General features: G+C 68.0%; 11 protein-coding genes. 1 reads left to right on the top strand and 10 read right to left on the bottom strand.

The features are described 5' to 3' along the window. Nucleotides 1-201: 201 nt before the first annotated feature. The 10 genes from GobsT_RS00705 to GobsT_RS00660 form a co-directional block, all read right to left on the bottom strand. The gene (locus tag GobsT_RS00705) at nt 202-2547 is read right to left on the bottom strand and encodes a vWA domain-containing protein (RefSeq protein WP_010041414.1); all 2346 of its coding nucleotides are present in this window, start codon (nt 2545-2547) and stop codon (nt 202-204) included. Nucleotides 2548-3192: 645 nt separating this feature from the next. Then, the gene (locus GobsT_RS00700) at nt 3193-3699 is read right to left on the bottom strand and encodes an OB-fold protein (RefSeq protein WP_010041417.1); all 507 of its coding nucleotides are present in this window, start codon (nt 3697-3699) and stop codon (nt 3193-3195) included. Between the two features lie 102 nt (nt 3700-3801). Further along, nucleotides 3802-4239 carry a helix-turn-helix domain-containing protein gene (locus GobsT_RS00695; protein WP_010041418.1) on the bottom strand — a complete coding sequence of 146 codons (438 nt, stop codon included), beginning with the start codon at nt 4237-4239 and terminating at the stop codon, nt 3802-3804. A gap of 3 nt (nt 4240-4242) precedes the next feature. Further along, on the bottom strand, nt 4243-4602 hold the full coding sequence (locus GobsT_RS00690) for a type II toxin-antitoxin system HigB family toxin (RefSeq protein ID WP_010041419.1): 360 nt from the start codon (nt 4600-4602) through the stop codon (nt 4243-4245). Between the two features lie 312 nt (nt 4603-4914). Next, a complete protein-coding gene (locus GobsT_RS00685; RefSeq protein ID WP_010041420.1) occupies nt 4915-9039 on the bottom strand; it encodes a type II secretion system protein GspD in 4125 nt (1374 codons plus the stop codon). 315 nt (nt 9040-9354) lie between these two features. Beyond that, complete coding sequence (locus GobsT_RS00680) at nt 9355-10167, bottom strand: sugar phosphate isomerase/epimerase family protein (RefSeq protein ID WP_109571363.1); 813 nt, start codon at nt 10165-10167, stop codon at nt 9355-9357. A 121-nt stretch (nt 10168-10288) separates the two neighbouring features. Continuing rightward, nucleotides 10289-11155, bottom strand: a complete 867-nt coding sequence (locus GobsT_RS00675) for a branched-chain amino acid aminotransferase (protein ID WP_010053537.1) — start codon at nt 11153-11155, stop codon at nt 10289-10291. Between the two features lie 398 nt (nt 11156-11553). After that, on the bottom strand, nt 11554-13932 hold the full coding sequence (locus tag GobsT_RS00670; RefSeq protein WP_010047851.1) for a DUF4139 domain-containing protein: 2379 nt from the start codon (nt 13930-13932) through the stop codon (nt 11554-11556). A gap of 183 nt (nt 13933-14115) precedes the next feature. Beyond that, on the bottom strand, nt 14116-14829 hold the full coding sequence (locus GobsT_RS00665) for an OmpH/Skp family outer membrane protein (protein WP_010047853.1): 714 nt from the start codon (nt 14827-14829) through the stop codon (nt 14116-14118). A gap of 105 nt (nt 14830-14934) precedes the next feature. Then, nucleotides 14935-17574, bottom strand: a complete 2640-nt coding sequence (locus GobsT_RS00660; RefSeq protein ID WP_010047855.1) for an AMP-binding protein — start codon at nt 17572-17574, stop codon at nt 14935-14937. Between the two features lie 267 nt (nt 17575-17841). Here GobsT_RS00660 and GobsT_RS00655 point away from each other — a divergent pair, with 267 nt between their 5' ends. Further along, on the top strand, nt 17842-18225 hold the full coding sequence (locus tag GobsT_RS00655) for a hypothetical protein (RefSeq protein ID WP_010047857.1): 384 nt from the start codon (nt 17842-17844) through the stop codon (nt 18223-18225). The last annotated feature ends 8 nt before the right edge of the window (nt 18226-18233 follow it).

Below are 18233 nucleotides of genomic sequence, written 5' to 3'. Positions count from 1 at the left end.
CGACAGACACCAGCGGTCGGGGCGCGGTTCGGCAGAACACAGGCTCGTTTGCCTGCGGAATTTGTGGGTAGCACCCACCCAGCGAGTTGGTAGTCGGACGGTAGCGGATGCCCAGTCCGCGACCAGTCGCGATACCACCGGCGTGGCGCTGTAACCCTCGTTACAGCGCCGCACCAACTCGCCACCGAACGACCACCGGAATCAGTAAGTCTGATCGCAGACCATGCAGTACCGCGACCCGGGCCGCCCCGGGTTCTTGCGCCCGCAGACCGGACAGGCGTCCGGGTCGCGCGTGGGCGGCTTGGGCGCCGGCGCGGCCGGTGGCGTCGGTACGGGCGCGACCGGGGGGCGGGCCGTCGGCGACTGCGGGGCCGGCGGACGCCCCGCCAGCGGTGGAGCCGACGGGCGCGGCGGCACCGGCGGAGGCGCGAACGGGGTCGCAGCACGCGGGGCGGCGGGCGGAGGCGAAGCCGGCATTGGGAGCGGAAGCCCGTCGTCCTCGTCGAGATCCAACGGCTTCGGAGCCGGCTTCGCCTTCGGAATCGGCGGCGCGGCGGGGCGCGGTGCCGGGGGCGCGGGCGGCCGGGCGCCGCTCCCCGTGCGCACAACCACGGTCACGTTTCCGACTTCGCGGGTGTCGCCGTTCGTGACCTCCGCCTCTTCGCGCGCGGGAACGTCGGTGCAGATCACCCGGCCGTCCCGAATGAAGTACCGCAGTGCGACGGCCGCGGCCCCGCGCGCCCACACGGTGCAGGCCCGCGCGTCGCCGCCGATCTTGACCGGTTCCGCACCGAGGTTCACCGTCACCGTCTCGCGCGGGCCGTACCGAACTTCGAGCCATGCGCTGCGGAAGGCCGCTTCGACCACCGCGACCATCAGCCCGATGCAAAGCCCCAGCGCCAACCCGCCCGCGAGCCGGCCCAGAACCGCGCTCGCCGCCGACGCGACCACGATGTACCCGATCGCCCCGGCCGCACCGCCCGCCGCACCGCCCGCCAACCCGTATTTGGGTTTCAAGTTGGGAACGAAGAGCGACAGCCCGGCGCCCGCCAGTGCGCCCAGGATGGTCCAGCCCAACACACGAAAGATGACGCCGAGTATGGGGTTGTCGGGAGCGAGCAAGAACAACCCCTGGCCCGCGGCGCCGCCGACGAGCCCCACCGCCGCGCCGCCCGCGAGCCCCGCGACCGCTCCCCCGGCCGATGGCAGCGTGCCGCGCAGGTAGTGCTGCTGTCCGCCCAGGAGGAAGAGGCAAACGAGGGCCGCAATCGCCCCGGTCCACACGCTCACCGCCAAAACGAGTTGCCCGGTCGAAGCGGCGTCGTAGGTTTGGTTCGATTGTACCGCCTTGATGGTCTTCAGCTCGGGCGGCGCGACCTCTTGCTTGGGCAGGTCCGGCCGACTCGTGGGCTTCGCCTCGGCCGCCGCGATAACCGCCTTGGTCATCTCGGGCAGCAGCACGGTCGTGAAGGCCGTGGCGTCGCTGGCGGTGCGGTCGAGGTTGAACACCTTTCCGCGCCCGCCGCCCTTCTCGCCGGGCACCCCGAGGGCCGATCGCTGGAGTTCCACGTACTCATCGTGCCCGGGAGAGTTGATAACCAAGTGCAGCAGATCGACTTTGTGAGCGGCCAGCGCGTCGGACGCGGACCGGAGGCTCGCTCCCAACCCCTGCACGCTCTTGGGCGCGGCGTCGGTGATGAGGATGAGTGTCCGCACCGCCCCCTTGCGGAAGTCGAACTTGCTCGCCTCAATAATCGCCTCCAGGCTGCTCTCGGGATCGTCGCCGCCGCCCGCCGCACGCTGCCGCCCCACCGCGGCGGCGAACTTGGCCGCGTCCGCGGTGAAGGCGTCGCCCTGGAACTTGAGCACCTGGAGCGACGGATACGTGACCGGGTCGCGCTCGGGCATCGTCAAGTCGCGGAAAGCCACGCAACCGAACCGGGCGTCCACTTTGGCGCGTTCGAGGTCGCGCGAGAACGTGCCGATCCCGTTCTTGAGCCCGTCGATCTGGTTCTGCATGCTGCCGGTCACGTCCAGCACGAACACGATGTCGGCTTGTGGCATCGGGGAGGCCAGCGTCGTGATCGGGAACGGCGCCGACTCCGCTGTGACCGTTTTCTCGCCGGCCTTTGCGGTCGCGACCACCTTCAAGTTTTGCGGCCCGGCACCGACTGCACCTCCGAACGCGGCGGCGAGTTCGATTTCGCCGTCAGTCCGATTCGCGGGTATGGTGACGTCCGGGGCGGACGCACTCACCCCGGGGGGCAGTCCGTCGATGCGAACGGCGACATCGCCCTCGAACGCGTCGCGGGCGATCTGCACCAGCACCTTGTTCGTACCACCCTGGTAAATCTGAACGGCGGTCGGCGCGCTCACCGCGAGCCGCGGTTCGGGCGGCGGCGGTAGGGCGGCGGTGGCGATTTTGGGGCCGAGCGCCAGCATGATGAGTTCGCCGAACAGCAGCGCCCCCAGCAACCCGCCGACAGCTCCGTACAACCCGAACAGTACCGGCTTGGGCAACCCGGACAGCATCTTCGGCGCGGGCATGCGGGAAGTCCTTGGCGGTCGAGAGCGAACAGGAATCGGGTATGAGGCGAGCGATCGTGCTGCGGTTCAGCCCTCGCAGGCCATCACACCGTCAGAACGTGCGGCGGCACGGCCTACATTAGCGGCTGCGGTGCGGGCCGTATACCACACTCTGACGGCGCCAACGCGGGGCGTCCGGCCGGACCGGCACCGCGGGCCGCAGTCGCCCGCGGCGAGTGGGGCGGGAACGGCGTGCCAGGAAGAAGCGCAGACGTGGTGGGGGCCGCGCCGCTTCGCCGACCGCGCGTGTGCCAACCCGCCGGGCGTTCCCAAGAGCGCAAAGGGGGCCGGGAGAGGAACGGGGCCGGTCATACGGTTGCAACCTCACGCGGGCGGACGTTCATAATGGCACGCCGACAAGCGGCGGTCCAGAGTGGCGCAGTGGAGCAACGAAAAGCGACACCCGCTCGGGGGTTCGCGTCTCTGTGATCCTGGACACGGACCCGAACGACAACAACAAGGCGCGCGTACCGCGCTTACCTGCACTCAGTGACTTGGAAGTGGTTCGGGATTCAAACGCAGAACACGAGCGACCCGCTCTCGAAGTGGCCCATTGAAGAGACAGACCCCAACACCATGTTCAAGCACGTGAAGCAACCGAACTGATTACTTGGTGACTTTGCAGTCGTCGACCCGGATGTGAAATTCGAGCCCCCGAACCATTCGGGACTTCCCGTCGTTGACACGACCGGCACAAGTGCCGACGATGGTGACCACTTCGCCGAGCTTGAGCGCCGCGACTTCAGCCTCTCGGTCTTTCGGGAACACGTGGTAGATGATCGGCGGGTCCGGCCGATCGGACCCGTACACGGAACCGATGTACGGCTCGCCAGACTCGGTGCGGCCCGTTTTGCGCACATCGACTTTGGTTTCGACGAGTTTGCCGCGGTACTTCGCGTCTGCGGCAATCTCTCGGTCCTTGTACTCGTTGATAAGTTTCAGAGTGTCCACCGGAATCGGTGGCGAGTTGTCGGGGCTCTTGAGAATCTGCTTGGGTTCGGCAACGACCTCTCGCGGCGCCGGCACCTCGCCCGCCGGCGCGTTCTGCACCGATCCGCCCGTTGTCGGGCTCGCCTTCTTCCCGCAACCAATCGCCGCGGTCAAAACCGCCACACCACACCGCACGCATCTCTGCCCCTCCCGCACCGCCTCACGTCCGTTGGGCGATGCGAAGGAGTATCGCTGATTGCGGCGGTCGCGCCAAGTAGTGAAGGGTTACTGTGGCTGGCGAGGCAGAGTGCTGGTCGGGAGAAATACACCCGGATGCACCTTGAAAATACCGGCCAGCGAAGCCATTTGTTCTGGCGTCGGGCGGCGCTTGCCAGACATCAACGCCGACACCGTCGAAAGGGCAATACCGGCGCGTTTGGCGAGTTCGGTCGCAGTTAAGTCGTTGGCCGACACCAGCTCGCGCAGCACTTCGGCAGGAGTCGCCCCCGGAATCGCGTGGTGCTCACGCTCGTAGGCGTGGACTAGCGCCGTTAGCGCACTCAGATACGCCTCGCCGCCCTCGTCGAGTTCTTGGGTAAGAAGATCGTCGATGACCATTAACGCGGCATCGAGTTCGCTGTCGCTCGTGGGGCAGAGCAAAGGGAACTGCCGAACGAGCCCAAAGTACGAATCGGGCATCGACTTTTGGTTTGCCGCGGGCATCGGTTAGCTCCCCTTTTTCTTGGGCGATTTCTTGACCGGACGCGGCCCCTTCGGCGGTGCCGGCTTGTGACACCCGCAGTCCGCCTGCCACTTTTCCTGATCATCGTACTCGGCGTGCGTCATGACCCGCAGCACGAACACCGTGCGGGTCTGATACCTGATGCGAGTGACGAGTCGGTACTTGTTGCCCCCGCTGTTGAACACCACGCAGCTACCGACGATGCTCGCGTTCCCGAACGTGGCTCGCACGTCGGAGAAGTTCGACCAGTCCGCCGCTTCGGTCGCCGCGTACCACACCCGCAACGAGGTTTCGGCGTCGGGGTGACTCTCCCAGAAGTCTCGCAGACGTTTGAGAGCGATCACTACCACGGTCCGGCATCCACCACGGGTTCGACCTCACACCTAATATGACACTTCGCAATTAGCGAAACAACAAGGCAGAATTTCGCAATTTGCGAAGTCGCCTGATGATGTTCGGCGGTGCGGCGGCCGGGCCGAAGGCGGGGGACGTGAGGAGCCAGAGGCGTAATTGCGGGCGGCCTAAGCCATCGTCTTCGACGTTGCTGCAGGAATGTCTGTGCCACAAAGACATGAGCCGAAATCGTGCGCTCCAACGAAAGCGGCCCGCGAGCAGCGCTCGCGGGCCTGAAGGTTGTCACGCTAACGGCATTCCGATCAGTTGCCCAGGCCGCGACCGCCCTCGGTCTGGAAGATCTCTTCTTCCGCGTTGATGATGATGCGCGGGGTCACCATGATCATCAGGTGCGTGGTCTCGCGGCCCACGCCGACGTTCTTGAACAGCCGGTTCAGGTACGGGATCTTCGACAGGAACGGCGGCCCGAACTCGTTCCGGCTCTCGCTCAGCCGCTTCAGCCCGCCCAGGAGCACCGTGCCGCCGTCCGGGCACACCACGGTGGTCTGGATGTCGAGCAGCGTGAACGACGGCTGTTGCAGGAACTGGGTGAACGGGATCGGCTGGCCCTGGCTGCCGCCCTCGAACACCGGCGTGATGAACGTGGTGATCGGGAACAGCGGCACCGCGGCCCCGGCCTGCACGCCCAACTGCACCGGCAGGTTGAGCCGCACGAACCGGCGGTCCGCCGACACCACCGCCTGCACCGTGATGCTCAGCGTGCCCTGCCCGCTCGACGGGAGCTGCTGCTGCTGCGGGATGAACACGATCTGGCCGTTCACCGAGACCACCTGCACGTTGGTCACGAAGAACTGCGTCTCGGCCACCGTCAGGGTCGCGGTCTGGCCGTTGAACATGGTCAGCTTCGGGGCCTGCATGATGTTCGACCGCTGGTCCCCCTGCGCCATTTCCAGGAACGTGTACACCTGGATGTCGTTGAGGAACGCGAGGCCGAGCGAGATGCCGCCGTTGTTGCCCGGCGTGTTCGGGTAGTTCCCGAACCCGGGGATCGCGCGGTTGAAGCTGGTGGCCCGGATCGGCACGTCCAGGTCCGGGGTGAACGACCCGGCCGGCGTCAGGCCGACGGTCGTGCCCTTGTTGTTGATGTCGTTGATGTACGGCTGCGGGCGGAACGTGCCGCTGGTCAGCGCGGGCTCGAAGCTGCTCGTGTTGGTCTTGATGTTCACCGAGAAGTCGACGCCCATCCGCTCGAAGAACGACTCGGCCAGCGACACGATCCGGATCTCGACCGCGATCGCCAGGTCCTGCAGCCGGCGGAGCGCCTCGAGCAGGTCCGACACTTCGACGATCACGTCGGCCGTCTGGTTCACCACCAGCGCGCTGCCGAGGTCGAAGAACTCGACCTTGCCGCCGCCGCCGGCCCCGTCCCACGTGTACGGGCGAATCATGCTCGTGATGAGCTTGATGAGCTGCTCGTGCTTGCTGTTGGACCCGTTGACCACGTTCGAGGACGCGCCCAGCGGGTTCGTCTGCATCGTGCCGCCCGGACCGAACGGCGCCCCGCCCTGGATGCCCGGGGTGGTCGCCAGTTCGCCCTTCAGGCCCGCCGGGACCCCGCCGCCGAGCCCGCCGGCCATGCCGCCCGCCGGCATGTTCACGCCCGACATCATCAGGTTGCCGGTGTTCAGCGGGTTCTTGTTCAGCATCTTGTCGAAGTTCGCGTAGTCGGGCAGCGCGAAGTTCGGCACCGGGGTGACCAGGTCGGCCACCGAGAACACCTTCGTGTAGAGCCGGCCCTTGGCCTTCTTCGTCGTGGTGATCTTCACCACGTCGTTCTCGATGACGTAGCTCAGCCCGGCCGACTCCAGGACGCACAGCAGCACGTTCTTGGCCGCGAGCGCGGTGCCCACGTCGAAGTTGACGGGCTGCACCTCGCTGATCTGCTCGGCCTGGAGCGCGTTCACGTCGAGCCACATCGGCACGCCGGTGAGCGTCTGCAGGTTCTTGATCGCCTGGTCGAGCGGGGTCTGCCGGAACTCGGCCGTCACCGGCTTGTCCAGGCGCATCTCGATCTCGTACGCGGCCGGCGTCCGGGTCTTGATGTGCAGGTCGTTGCCGGACCCGCGCAGGCTGGCCCGCTCGAGCCGCTTCAGCTCGATCGCCACCGGGTTGTCGGTAGTGACCAGCCGGCCCATCTTCTCGCCATCGTCCAGCCCGTACTTGAAGAACGTCTCGCGGTCGGCCTTCGCCTTCTCCGCCTCCTTCACCCGGCGGTGCAGCTTGATCGTCTCGTACAGCGCGGACACGGCCGGGTCGTCCGAGTCGAGCTGCTTGGCCTGCAGCGCGAGCTTCTCGGCGCCCTCGTACCCCTCCGGGGTGCCCTTCTTCATCAGCTCGTTGGACCGGCGGACGAGCTGCGCGACTTCCTTCTTGCGCTCCTCTTCCGCGATCCCGCGGCCGACGATCCGCTCCTTCGCGTCCCGCTTGTCCTTCTCCTGACGGGCCTCGGCGTCCGTCCGGCTCTTGAGCAGCCGGAACGTGTCGAGGCGGGCGTCCACCGGGCGGAGCAGCAGCGCGGCGCTCGAGGTGTCGAGGCCGGAGGCCCGGACGCGGTTCGAGTAGTCCACGAGCATCTGCATGGCGAGGTCGGTCTCGCCGCGGCCGAACGCGGCCTGCGCGTCCGACTGGACCTTCAGCCCGTCGCTGCGCAGCTTCTGGAACTGCACCTTCTTGAGCGCGTCGGCCGAGCCGGCGCTGTCGGACCCGACGCGGGCGGTGCCCGGCGGGTTGGTCGGGGCCGGGCTCACCCCGCCGGGGAGCGGCTCGGCCGCGGGCGCCCCCACGTCCGGCGGCTGGACGCCGCTGGCGAGCGCGACGCCGCTGTCGAGCTTGTTGCCCTTGTCCAGCTCCGCCTTACAGGCGGTCATCATCCGGTCGCGGTCGGCCTTCAGGTCCGCCGTGAGCAGGTTGCCGTCCACCAGCACCAGCACGTTGAACGTCTGCTTGTACTCTTTGTTGGCGAACGCGGCCTTCGCGTTCGCCATCGTGGCGACGGCCTCGCGCTTCTTGCCGGCCAGCTTCTCGCTGTCGATGCTGTTGAGCAGCGCGCGGGCCTCGTCCTGCACCCCGCCCAGGTTGTGGGCCTGGACCGCGAGCCGGTGCGCGGTGTCGTACTGGCCCTGCTTGAACTCGTAGGCGGCCTGGTCGAGCAGTTGCCGCCCGGTCGCGGCCCCGCCCGGCGCGGCCGGCTTGCCGCCGTACACGGTCGCGGTGCCCGGCGGGACCGCCGGCGCGGTGTCGCCGACCGGGCCGGCGGGCACCAAATACTCCGGCCCGCCGGCGGCGACCGTGCCGCCCGGCGCGGCCATGCCGAACTGCCCGTTCGACGCGACCCACAGGGCCTGCTTGGCCTCCACGATCGGCTTCGGGAACAGCCCGAGGGTGGCCGCGACGGCGGTCGCGTTGGTCAGCGCCGCGTTCGCCTTCGCGAAGTCCTTCTGGGCGCTGGCGGCCTGCGCGTCGCGGACCAGTTGGTCGATCGCGGCGGTCCCGCGGGCGTTCAGGTCTTGCAGCGCGAAGCCCGGCGAGAACTCCTTCGCGTCGAAGCTCGCGCCGACCCGGTCGGCCTCGGCGAACTTGGCCTTCGCGGCCATGAAGTCGCCCTTGTCCGCCAGGGCGCGGCCCTCGGCGAGCAGCTTGGTCGCGGTCTGCTTCTTGCCCGCGTCCGCGCCCCCGGCCGGGGTGTAGGCGGCGCTGGTGACCGGCGGCAGGGCGCCCGTCCCGGCGGGCCGGGCGGCCGCGGCCCCCGCCCCCGCGGGCTGCGCGCCGGCGACGGCGGTGCCGCCCGCCGGGGCGACCTTGTACTTGGCCCGGGCGGTCTGGAGCTCCTTCACCAGCTTGTCGGCACGGTCGCCGAGGTCCCACGACGAGTACGGGCCGTGGAGCTGGTCGGCCTTCTTCGCCATCTGGATGGCGAGGTCCAGGTTGTAGGCGCGCTCGGCGTCGTTGGCGGCGGGCTTGGCGGCGGTCGCCTTCGCCTGCTTCACGAGCTGCTCGGACTGCGCCCTGTTGGCCTTGGCCTGGCCCGACTCGATGTCCTTGCGGAGGGCGGCCGGGGTGTCGTCGAACAGCCCCCACTTGCCGCCCGGGTTGTGCGCCTCGGCGGCCTGCGCCAGATCGCGGGCGTCCGCGAAGCGCCCGTCTGCGAGGGCCTTCCGGCCGTCCTTGAGGAGCTGCTTCGGGTCGCCGCTGGCCGCGGGCGCGCCCCCGGTGCGGGCCGGTGCGCCCATCGCCGGCATCTTCGGCGCGTCGGCCCGGTCCTTGCCGAACTGGGCCTGCACGATGGCGACCGTCCCCCCGGTCAGCACCGGCACCAGCAGCAGGTTGGCCGCCACCCGCTTCCAGTTCCACTTCTTATCCTGGAACACCAATGGCCTCCTTTGCCCCTGCGCTGGGAAACGGGACGCCGGCACAAGCCCCCATGCGCCGCGGACCGTCCCGCGGCGCCGCTGCCGGCGCGAGTGCGCCCGGAACCGCCCCAGCGGCCCCGAGCTTTCCGTCTCCTGGGGCCGTTGGGCCCCGCGTAGAGTGTGTGTGAGAAAGCGGGGCGGCTATAACTCCGCTTCCGCCGAGAGTCAAGCGTTTTGGCTCAAGTTTCAGGCGTCCCGCGCGCTTGAAGCTGCGCGGTGTGAGCGGCCCGAGAGAAGAGAAAGAAGGTGGGGGACGGCGGACGCTCCGGCGCGTCACCCGACGAGGCGGCGGAACGCGGCGACGGTCTGGCGGGCGGCGGTGTCCGCGTCGGGCAGCGGGAGGATCTCGGCCGACAGGTAACCCGCGTACCCGATTTCCACCAGCGTCGCGACGACCGGCGCGAAGTCCGTATGGCCCAGCCCGGCGGCGCGGCGGTTGGAGTCGGCGAAGTGGACGTGCCCGATCCGCGAACCGGCGCCGCGGATCGCGTCGGCGAGGTTCGTCTCCTCAATGTTCATGTGGTACAGGTCGGCGAGGATCTTCACCCGCTCCGCGCCGATCGCGTTCAGCAGGGTGACGGCGTCGGCGAGCGTGTTGACGAGGTTGGTCTCGTACCGGTTCAGCGGTTCGTAGAGGAGCGTGGTGCCGAGGTCGGCGGCGTGCGCGTCCAGCTTGAACAGCGCGTGACCGAGGTACCGGAGCGCTTCCGGCTTGGTGACGCCGTCGCCCCAGCGCCCCTGCATCGAACCGATGATGGCGGGCGCCTCGAACCGCGCGGCCAGGTCCATGATCGACTTCACGAACGCGATCGCTTTGTCACGAACGGTAGCGTCCGGTGAGGTGAGCGAGAGCTTGTGCTTCACCCACCCGGCCCCGGTGCCCACGGCCGCGAGCGCGAGGCCGTGTTCGTCGAGCAGGGAGCGGAGCACCAGGGGGTCGACCGCGTCCGCGCCCGGGGGGAACACCTCGACCGCGTCGAACCCGCGGGCGGCGGCTTCGCGGCACCCTTCGGCCAGGTCGTCCCAGTACACAAAGGGACCGCCGCGGGCTTCCGGCACGAGCGAGATAGTGACGGCGGAGAGCATGAGGTACCAGAGTTTTTGACAGGATGAACAGGACACACAGGATTGAAGACAAGACCGAGTTCTGTCTTGATCCTGTGTGTCCTGTTCATCCTGTCGAAAAGTGCCTTGTTCGGCCGCCCGATTAGCTTCGCACGAGCGCAGAGTAATCCGCGATCATTTGCTGTGTGATCGGGCCGACCTCGAACTCCTGCTTGTCGATCGCGCTCACGGGCTGCACCTCGACGGCGGTGCCGGTGAGGAACACCTCGCTGGCCTTGGCGAGTTCGTCCGGCCAGATCTCGCGCTCGACGACCTTGATCCCGCGCTTGCGGGCCAGTTCCATCACCGTCTGGCGGGTGATGCCGTTGAGGATGGTCTCGGTGGTCGGCGTGTGCAGCTCGCCGTTGATGGCGAGGAACAGGTTCGCTCCGGTCGCCTCGGAGAGGCGGCCCTTGTAGTCGTGCATGAGCGCGTCCTGCACGCCGGCGGCGAGCGCCTCGTCCTTGGCGAGCGTGCAGATGATGTACAGCCCGGCGGCCTTGCTCCCGGCGGGGGAGCTTTCCGGGCTGGGCCGCTTCCAGCGGCTGGTGACGAGCTTGATGGCCTTCTGCCCGTAGTACGCGCCCCACGGGAACGCCGCGATCATCACGTGTACCTTCGTGCCGATGGCGGACACGCCGATCACCTCGGCGCCGCGCCACGCGAGCGGCCGGACGTACCCCGAGTCGAGCTTGTTCTCCTTCACGACCAGTTCGGTCGCGCGGTCGAGCTCTTCGACGCTGTAGGGCAGCTCGTAGGCCAGCATGTTGGCCGACTTGTGGAGCCGCTCGGAGTGCTCGCGGAGCTTGAACACCTTGCCGTTGTAGATCCGCTCGCCCTCGAACACGGAGTTGCCGTAGTGCAGGCTGTGAATGAGGACGTGGGCCTTGGCCTCGCGCCACGGGACGAGGTTGCCGTTGTACCAGATGACGCCGTCGCGGTCGTCCATGGGAAGTGCGGGGCCGGCCATATCGCGTACTCCGTCGGAGCGAGAGAGGAACTCGTTCCTGTTTAGTGTATCACTGGGGATCAGAGTTGGGGCGCGGGTGGCGTCCCGAAGTGCATGGGCCGATCGGTCTTCTGTCGCTGGCTCGGTGAGGCCGGCGCGCTACGGGCGGTATCGCCGGCCTCACCGAGGCCAGCGACAGAAGTAACGAAGGTCGCTCAAGTGGGTTCGGCGCGCGGCAGGTCGGGCGTCCAACACCCGCAAACGTGTTCGTCTCGGAAAGAATGCCTTTCCCCTGGGACCGCGGGCGTCCCGCCCGCCTGGGTGTCCCTGTGGTATCGCTCGGCGGACGACCGCCAAGCGACGCCATGCGAGCAGCAGCGGGCGGGACGCCCGCGGTCCCAGGGGAAGCGAGCCGAAGGCTACTCGGCCTTCGCGGTCTCGGCGTACTCCTTCAGCGCCTTCTCGTGCTTGACCAGCTCGGCCTTCAGTTCGCGCAGGCGCGTCTGGCGCTTCTCGATCTCGGTCTCCTGGTCGTCGAACTTCTTCAGGTACCGCTTGAAGGTCTCCGACTCCTTCGGCGCCCGCTCGATGTTCTTGCGGAGCCGCTCCTGGTCGTCAGCGATTTCCTTGAGGGCCGCCTGTTCCTCCGCGATCCCCTTCTGCACGTCTTCCACTTTGCCGCGCAAGTCCAGCAGTTTCTTGAATACCTCGCGCACCGCCGGCTTCGCGTCTTTCAGGGCGGCGTAGTCGCGGAGCTGATCGCCGCTGGCCGCCGTGAGGTTGCGGTTCTCGGTCCCGGGCGCCTCTTCCGTGACTTCCAGCGTGCCCAGCGCCCCGGCCTTCACGGGCACCTCGAACCGGTAAAAGCTCCGGGTACGGTCGTCCGGCTTCGCGGGGCTGACGAGCTTCCATTCCGTGCCCACCGGGTGCTCGACGATGACCACACGGTCCCGCGGGTTGCGGTTGCGGACGAGGTACGTCGTCGTTTTCTTCTGCCCGGAGCGGATCGTCAGGAACCCGTCCGCGACCGCGGCCGACAGGACCGTGCGCTGGATCGGAGCGACCTGCGGCACCACTTCCGTACCGAGATCGATGGCGTAGCTGATGAGCCGCGTCTCGTTCGGCTTGATGTCCGGGAGCCGCGCGTCGCCGGCGAACGTGCCGCCGTCGTACACCGTGACCGGCCCCTGCGCGAGGTGCAGCTTCGTCTTGTTCACGAGCTTCAGCCCCAGGAGCGGGTACTTGGCCAGCGTTTGCGCGTTGTAGATGCTCACCCGCGTCCCCTCGACCGCCTCGTTCACGAGCGGCACGAGCGCGGACTTTTGTTTCGCGAGCGTGATCGGCTCCTCGATCGTGTACTCGAACATGTCGCCCAGCGCGCCGTCGGCCACGGCGAGCGCCCCGGCCTTCTTGTCGAGCGGGTCGCGCACCGTCTGCTGGACGGGTTGGTCGGGATCGGGCGGGGTCGGGTTCCCACGAACGCGGTTAACGTACTCGGTGTAGGTCAGCCGGTCGCCGTGCAGGTTGCGGATGTTGGGCCGCGGCACCCGCGTCGGGTAAACGCCGAAGTTGCCGAGCTGGTTACCGCCCTGGATGCCGAACTGGCCGCCGAGGTTGCCGAACTGGCCGATCTGGCCGCCTTGGATGCCGGTGAACCCGCCGCCGAATTGACCGCCGAGAACGTTCGCGCCTCCCTGAAAATTCCCGGCGAACCCGCCGCCCGGCCCGTTCGCGTTCTGGCCCATCGCCGGGTTGCCGCCGTTGTTGCCCATCGCCATGCCCATCGGGTTCGCGAGCGGGTTCAGCCCGCCCTGGTACATCGGCGGGCGCAGCGACGCGAACAGGTCCGGTTCGACCATCGGGCGCGGCACGAACAGCGGGTCGTACAGGTCCATCTGGAACGACATCGGCCGGCCGGCCACGAGCCCGATCTTCACGTTGTTCCAGTCCTCGTCGGTGGTGTTCTCGACGGTCGCCCAGCCCTGGATGCGCGTGGCCCCCTTGTCCTCGACCGACAGCCGGTAGCTCGGCTTCCAGAGCGGCGCCTCGGCGACGTAGCCCACCGCGACCTTGCGCTTGCCGGCCCCGCTGAACATCACGGACACGGCCTTCTTGTTGTCGCCGCGGGCCGTCGCGAGCAGCTCCAGCGCCTTCTTGAACTCCGCCTGCATTTCGGCCCGCACGAACTTGATCCGCTTGAGCTGCTTCAGCTCGGCGGTTTGCAGCCCGTCGTCGGTGAGCAGGTTCATGATCTCGCCCGGGTCCGGCCCCGTCGCGGGCACCGGCTGGCGCTCGACGCTCACGATCTGCCCGACGGTGACGACCCCGCCCTTGTCCGCGACCTCGACCTTCTCGCCGCGGAGCTGGTGCATGAGCTGCCCCATCGTCGGGTTCTCGGTCACGTCCACCGCGAGCCCCTTCAGGGTGACTTCGAGCGGCAGCCGGTTGTCGTAAGTCACTGCGCGGACCTTCCCGCCGTCCTTGTCCGTGAGCACCAGACTCTTGAGCAGGTCGTTGACGTCGCTCTCGTCGAACCGCAGATCGAGGCGGGCGTCGCCGTTCACGTCACCTTCGCGGTGGAAGTACGCCACCCCGGCGCTGAACAGCACGACGCGGGTGACGGGCAGGCTGGCCGGGGGCGGCAGCTTCGGGTCCGTGGCGGCCGGGGCAGGCGTCAGCCGCGCCGCGGGCTGTTTGGGTTGTTTGCCGTCCGGCTGACCGCCGCCGCGTGCGAGCGGCGCGAGGGCCATCAAGCCGAACGTCAGCCCGACGACCGGCAACAGGTGGGAGGGGCGCATCACATCGATTCCCGTGTGAGAATGGGGAGGGCCGAAAGCCGACGCGAGTGTAACGGAACGAACTCGCGTGCGTTGGTCGAGGCGCGGAAATGGCGCGGCCCCGCGCCGGCTAGCGGCGCGAGGCCATCGACCCACAAGCTTAATGGAATGCGCAACCTGCGACGACTTGCGCGGCTTAGCCGATTACGGCATCATGGGCCGGGGAGGGGCTCCCGGTTGGGCCGGCAAGGAGGGGATGGTGGACACGTCGATCGGCTGTCCGGTGTTCGGGTCGATCGGCGGGTGCTTCTCGTTGAGCACCTCGATCACGCGGGCGGTGATGTCCGCTTCCGGGGCGACGTAGAACGGCTGGGCCGCCGGGGGCTTCAGTTTCAGCTCCTTGATGTACGGGCTCTTCAGCTCCTCAGCCGTCGAGGCGTCGGGATACGCGAACACGATCTGGAACCCGTTCTTCTTGGCGGTCGTGTCGACAGCGGCCTTAATCATGTCGTACAGATCAGTAATAATTATGCTAGCGTCATCATTTGTTTGTTTATCAAGCTCGCGGTTCTTGTCCTCGATTTGGCGGGCCAAGTCCTGCACCTGCTTGGTCAGCTCGCTGTCCTTCGGTTGGTTCAGTTTCTCCCTGAGCTTGGTCTCGAGTTTGGCGTGCTCCTCGCGCAGGGCCTGGAGCGGCTGATGCCGCTCGCTCCTTTTCTGGTTCAGCACCCACACCTGATATTTCGCCTGGTTGAAGTCCCGCATGACCGAGGCCATGTTGAACACCGCGCTCTTCTGGCCGGCGTCCGCCTTCGTTTCGTCCGCGGGCTTCGCGTGTGAGGAGGGGGACGCACCGGAAACAACGACCGCTCCCAGGATCGCGCCCGCCGTGGCCACCAACACATACCGGCTGTTCATGTGTACCCGTCCGTGGTGTCAAGCTCCGAAACCAGTTGAGATGGTACCGGAGCCACGGCAGGCGCCAAGAAAAATCGTTCGCGCCCGCCGTGCGGCGCCACGGTCTCACTGCCCGTCCGTGAGCATCGCGCGAAGCACCTTGTAGTCGGTCTTCCCGGTGCCCAGCACCGGGAGCGCATCGAGCTGTTTCACGTCGTCGAGCCGCATCACCCCGCGGTGCCCCTCGCCCTGTAACAGCGCGTTCGCGTCGCGCAGGGAAATGGGTTCGGTGGTGAACAGCACGACGCGGCGCCCGCCGGGCGTTTCGATCCCCTCCACCGCGACCCGCGGCCCCTGGTCCGTCGGCGGGTACTTCTGCGCGAAGGGCTCCTCCAGCGCCGGGAGCGAAATCATCTCGCCGCCCGCCTTCAGGAACCGCTTCAAACGGCCGTGGAACACGATCTCGCCGCGCTCGTCGATCGCCGCGAGGTCGCCCGTGACGTACCAGCGATTCCCGTTGATCTCCTCGAACGGCGGCGGGCCGTCGTGACCGATGTACCCGCCGAACACGTTGGGACCGGCGACGTGGAGCATCCCCATCTGGCCCTGCGGCAGCACGGCCTTCGTTTCGAGGTCGGTGACGCACACCTCCACGTTCGGGAGCGGCGGCCCGATGGTGCCGTGCCGGTGACTCCCCGGGCGCACCACCGACACCACGGGCGCGCACTCGGTGATCCCGTAGCCCTCGATGATTTCCGCGTGCGGCGCGACCTGCTTGGCCTTCTCGAACAGTGTGTCGGGCGCCTTCTCCGCGCCCACCACCACGAGCCGGAGCGAGTCCAGTTCGCCGGGCTTCGCGCGGTCCAGAATGTAGCTCACGAACGTCGGCGTGCCGGCCGCGAGGGTCGGTTTGTACGCCGCGATCTTGCGGGCCAGCGCGCCGGCGTCCGTGGGGTCCGGGTGGTGAACCACGCGCACGCCCACGAACAGCGGCAGCAGGCCGGTGATCGTCAGCCCGAAGCTGTGGAACATCGGCAGGAAGCCGAGCACCGAGTTGTTGCGGTCCACGTTGAGCGCGTCGAGGCAGCCCCTCTGGTCGCTGATGATGTTGGCGTGCGTGAGCGGCACCGCCTTCGGAGCCTTCTCGCTGCCGCTGGTGAACAGGATCACCGCGGGCCGGTTCGGGTCGCTCGGGATGCGGCCGAGCAGCGCCGACACGGCCCACCGGCCGAAGTACCGCACCGCAATCAACCGGCGGAGCAGCCCGAACTTTCCGAGCGAAGCGCGCACCTCTTCAAGAAAGAGGTATTGCGTCCCAGGCACTTCCACCCGCGTCCGGTCGATGAACGCCTTCGAGGTGATCACGTGCGTGAGGCCCATCAGCTTCGCCGCGTGCGCGAGGTTGCCCGGGCCGGTGGTCCAGTTCAGCATCACCGGCAGCTTGCCGGCGAGGTGCAGCCCCAGGAACGCGAGGTCGCACGCCACCGCCGCGGGCAACATGAGGCCCACGTTCGGCGCGTCGAGGTCGCGGAACTTCGACGCCATCGCCCAGGCGCCGACGATCATCTTCTCGTAGGTGACGCCGCCCGCGAGGTCGTCGGCCGCGATCACCTGTTCCTTGCGTCGTACGGCCTGGTTCAGGAACGCCGCGGGGAGCGTTTCGCCCAGAATTTCGAGCTTCGCGCCGTCCGCCGGCGGGGCGAACCAGCCCGCGGGCGGGGGCTTGGGCGGCGCGCTCTGCTGTAACCCCTCGGCCAGCGCCCACAGCCCGCCGACGGTCGTGGGGACGGTGTCGGAGCTGAACCCGAACCGCTGCTCCACCTGGAGCGACACGTCCATCGCGTCGAGGCTGTCCACCCCGAGCTGGTTCAGGGTCGCGTCGCCCGCGCTCTCCTCCGGAGAGAGGGGGCGCTTCAACTTCTCTTCCAGCAACTGAGCGACCGCGGCCTTGGTTTCGGGCTTCACCTTCGAGAGGTCGAAATCGGGCGTCTCGACGATCGGCGGAGGGAAGGTGTGGGTCCGCTCGCCGAACAGGAAGTGCCGCGGCACGAACGTCGGCTCCTCGCGCGGGGCGTCCGCGTTGAACCACGCTTCGAGCCACTTGTTGACCAGCTCCCGCTTCGGCTCCGGGCGCTGGTCGGGGGTGAACGCTTCGAGCGTGAGCGTGACCCGGCGCCGGGGGGCCAGAACGAACAGGTTCGCGACCCACAGCCCGACGCCGCGCGTGACGCCGCGCGTGAGCGACGGCTTCCCGTCGGCCCAACTGAACATGCTGCCCCACAGCCCGCGGGTGCGGACCAGCACCACGGTCGCGTTCGGTACGGCCGCGAGCACGTCGGCGGCGGTGCGGGCGCCGCCGAGCCGCTCGGTGCCGTCGCGCGAGAGCCGCCCGCTCGGCCACAGGATCACGTTACCGCCGCCGCGGAGCGTCGCGATCACCTCGCCCACCGCCTCCTCGGCCCGCCGCCGGTCCTCGACCGACGCCTTCACGATGTCCGGCATCTTGATCCCGCGGAGCAACCACGCGATCGGCGCGAACAGGGGGCCTTTAAAGTTGGACTCGAGCAGGAGCGGCCGGACCTTGAACCGCGGCCACAGGCGCACGAGCAGGTTCGGCGGGTCCGCGTACGCCGGGTGGTTCGGCATGAAGAGGTACGGCCCGGGGCGCTTGAGCACGTCCTCGGTACCGACCAGCGTTAGCTTGTAGCGGAGCGACAGCAGCGCTCGCAGGAACGCCCACGCCACCCACCGAACCGCCCACAGCATTGGTTACCCCTTGGTCCGCTCCCGACTCAGGTTCGCGGCGCCGGTCAACGGCTGCGGCCCGCTCGCCGCTGGTTGGGAACCTGAAACTCGGAACCGGTACTCTCGTAACGTAGCCCGTTCGGATTTGGAACGTGGAACGTGAGGCGGCCCCGGCAGACCAGCGGCGCCGCGGCCCGCCATGAAGCGGGCGTCGCGCGTGAGATTAAGTTATTGACACGCCGCTCCGCGAGTGAGAACGTGAACCCGCTGTCCCCGACAGGAGTTCCGATGCGCGCAGCGGTTCTGGCTCTCGTCACGGCCGGGCTGATCGGTTCGCCCGGCACCGCCCGGGCGGCCGACGACCACAAAGAACTCGTCGTTGGTGCGTGGGAACTCGCCTTCAGCGACGCCAAGGATGTACCCGTCGGCACCCGGCTCGAATTCACCAGAGCCGGCAAGGTGAAAATGACGGTGCGAGCCGACGGCAAGGACACCACCGCCGAGGACACGTACAGCGTTGAGAAAGACGTTCTCACGCTCGGCGGCCCGGACCGTAACAAACGGAGCGGCGACTCGGGCCGCATTTGTCTGCTGAACAAGACCACACTCGTGCTCCACGACGAGCGCGAAGACAAGGTGCTCGTGTTGAAGCGCCTCACCTCCAAAAAGTAGAGCCGACC

It is taken from the genome of Gemmata obscuriglobus, from assembly GCF_008065095.1.
GTDB lineage: Bacteria > Planctomycetota > Planctomycetia > Gemmatales > Gemmataceae > Gemmata > Gemmata obscuriglobus.
This window is presented reverse-complemented; position numbering and strand designations above follow the sequence as displayed.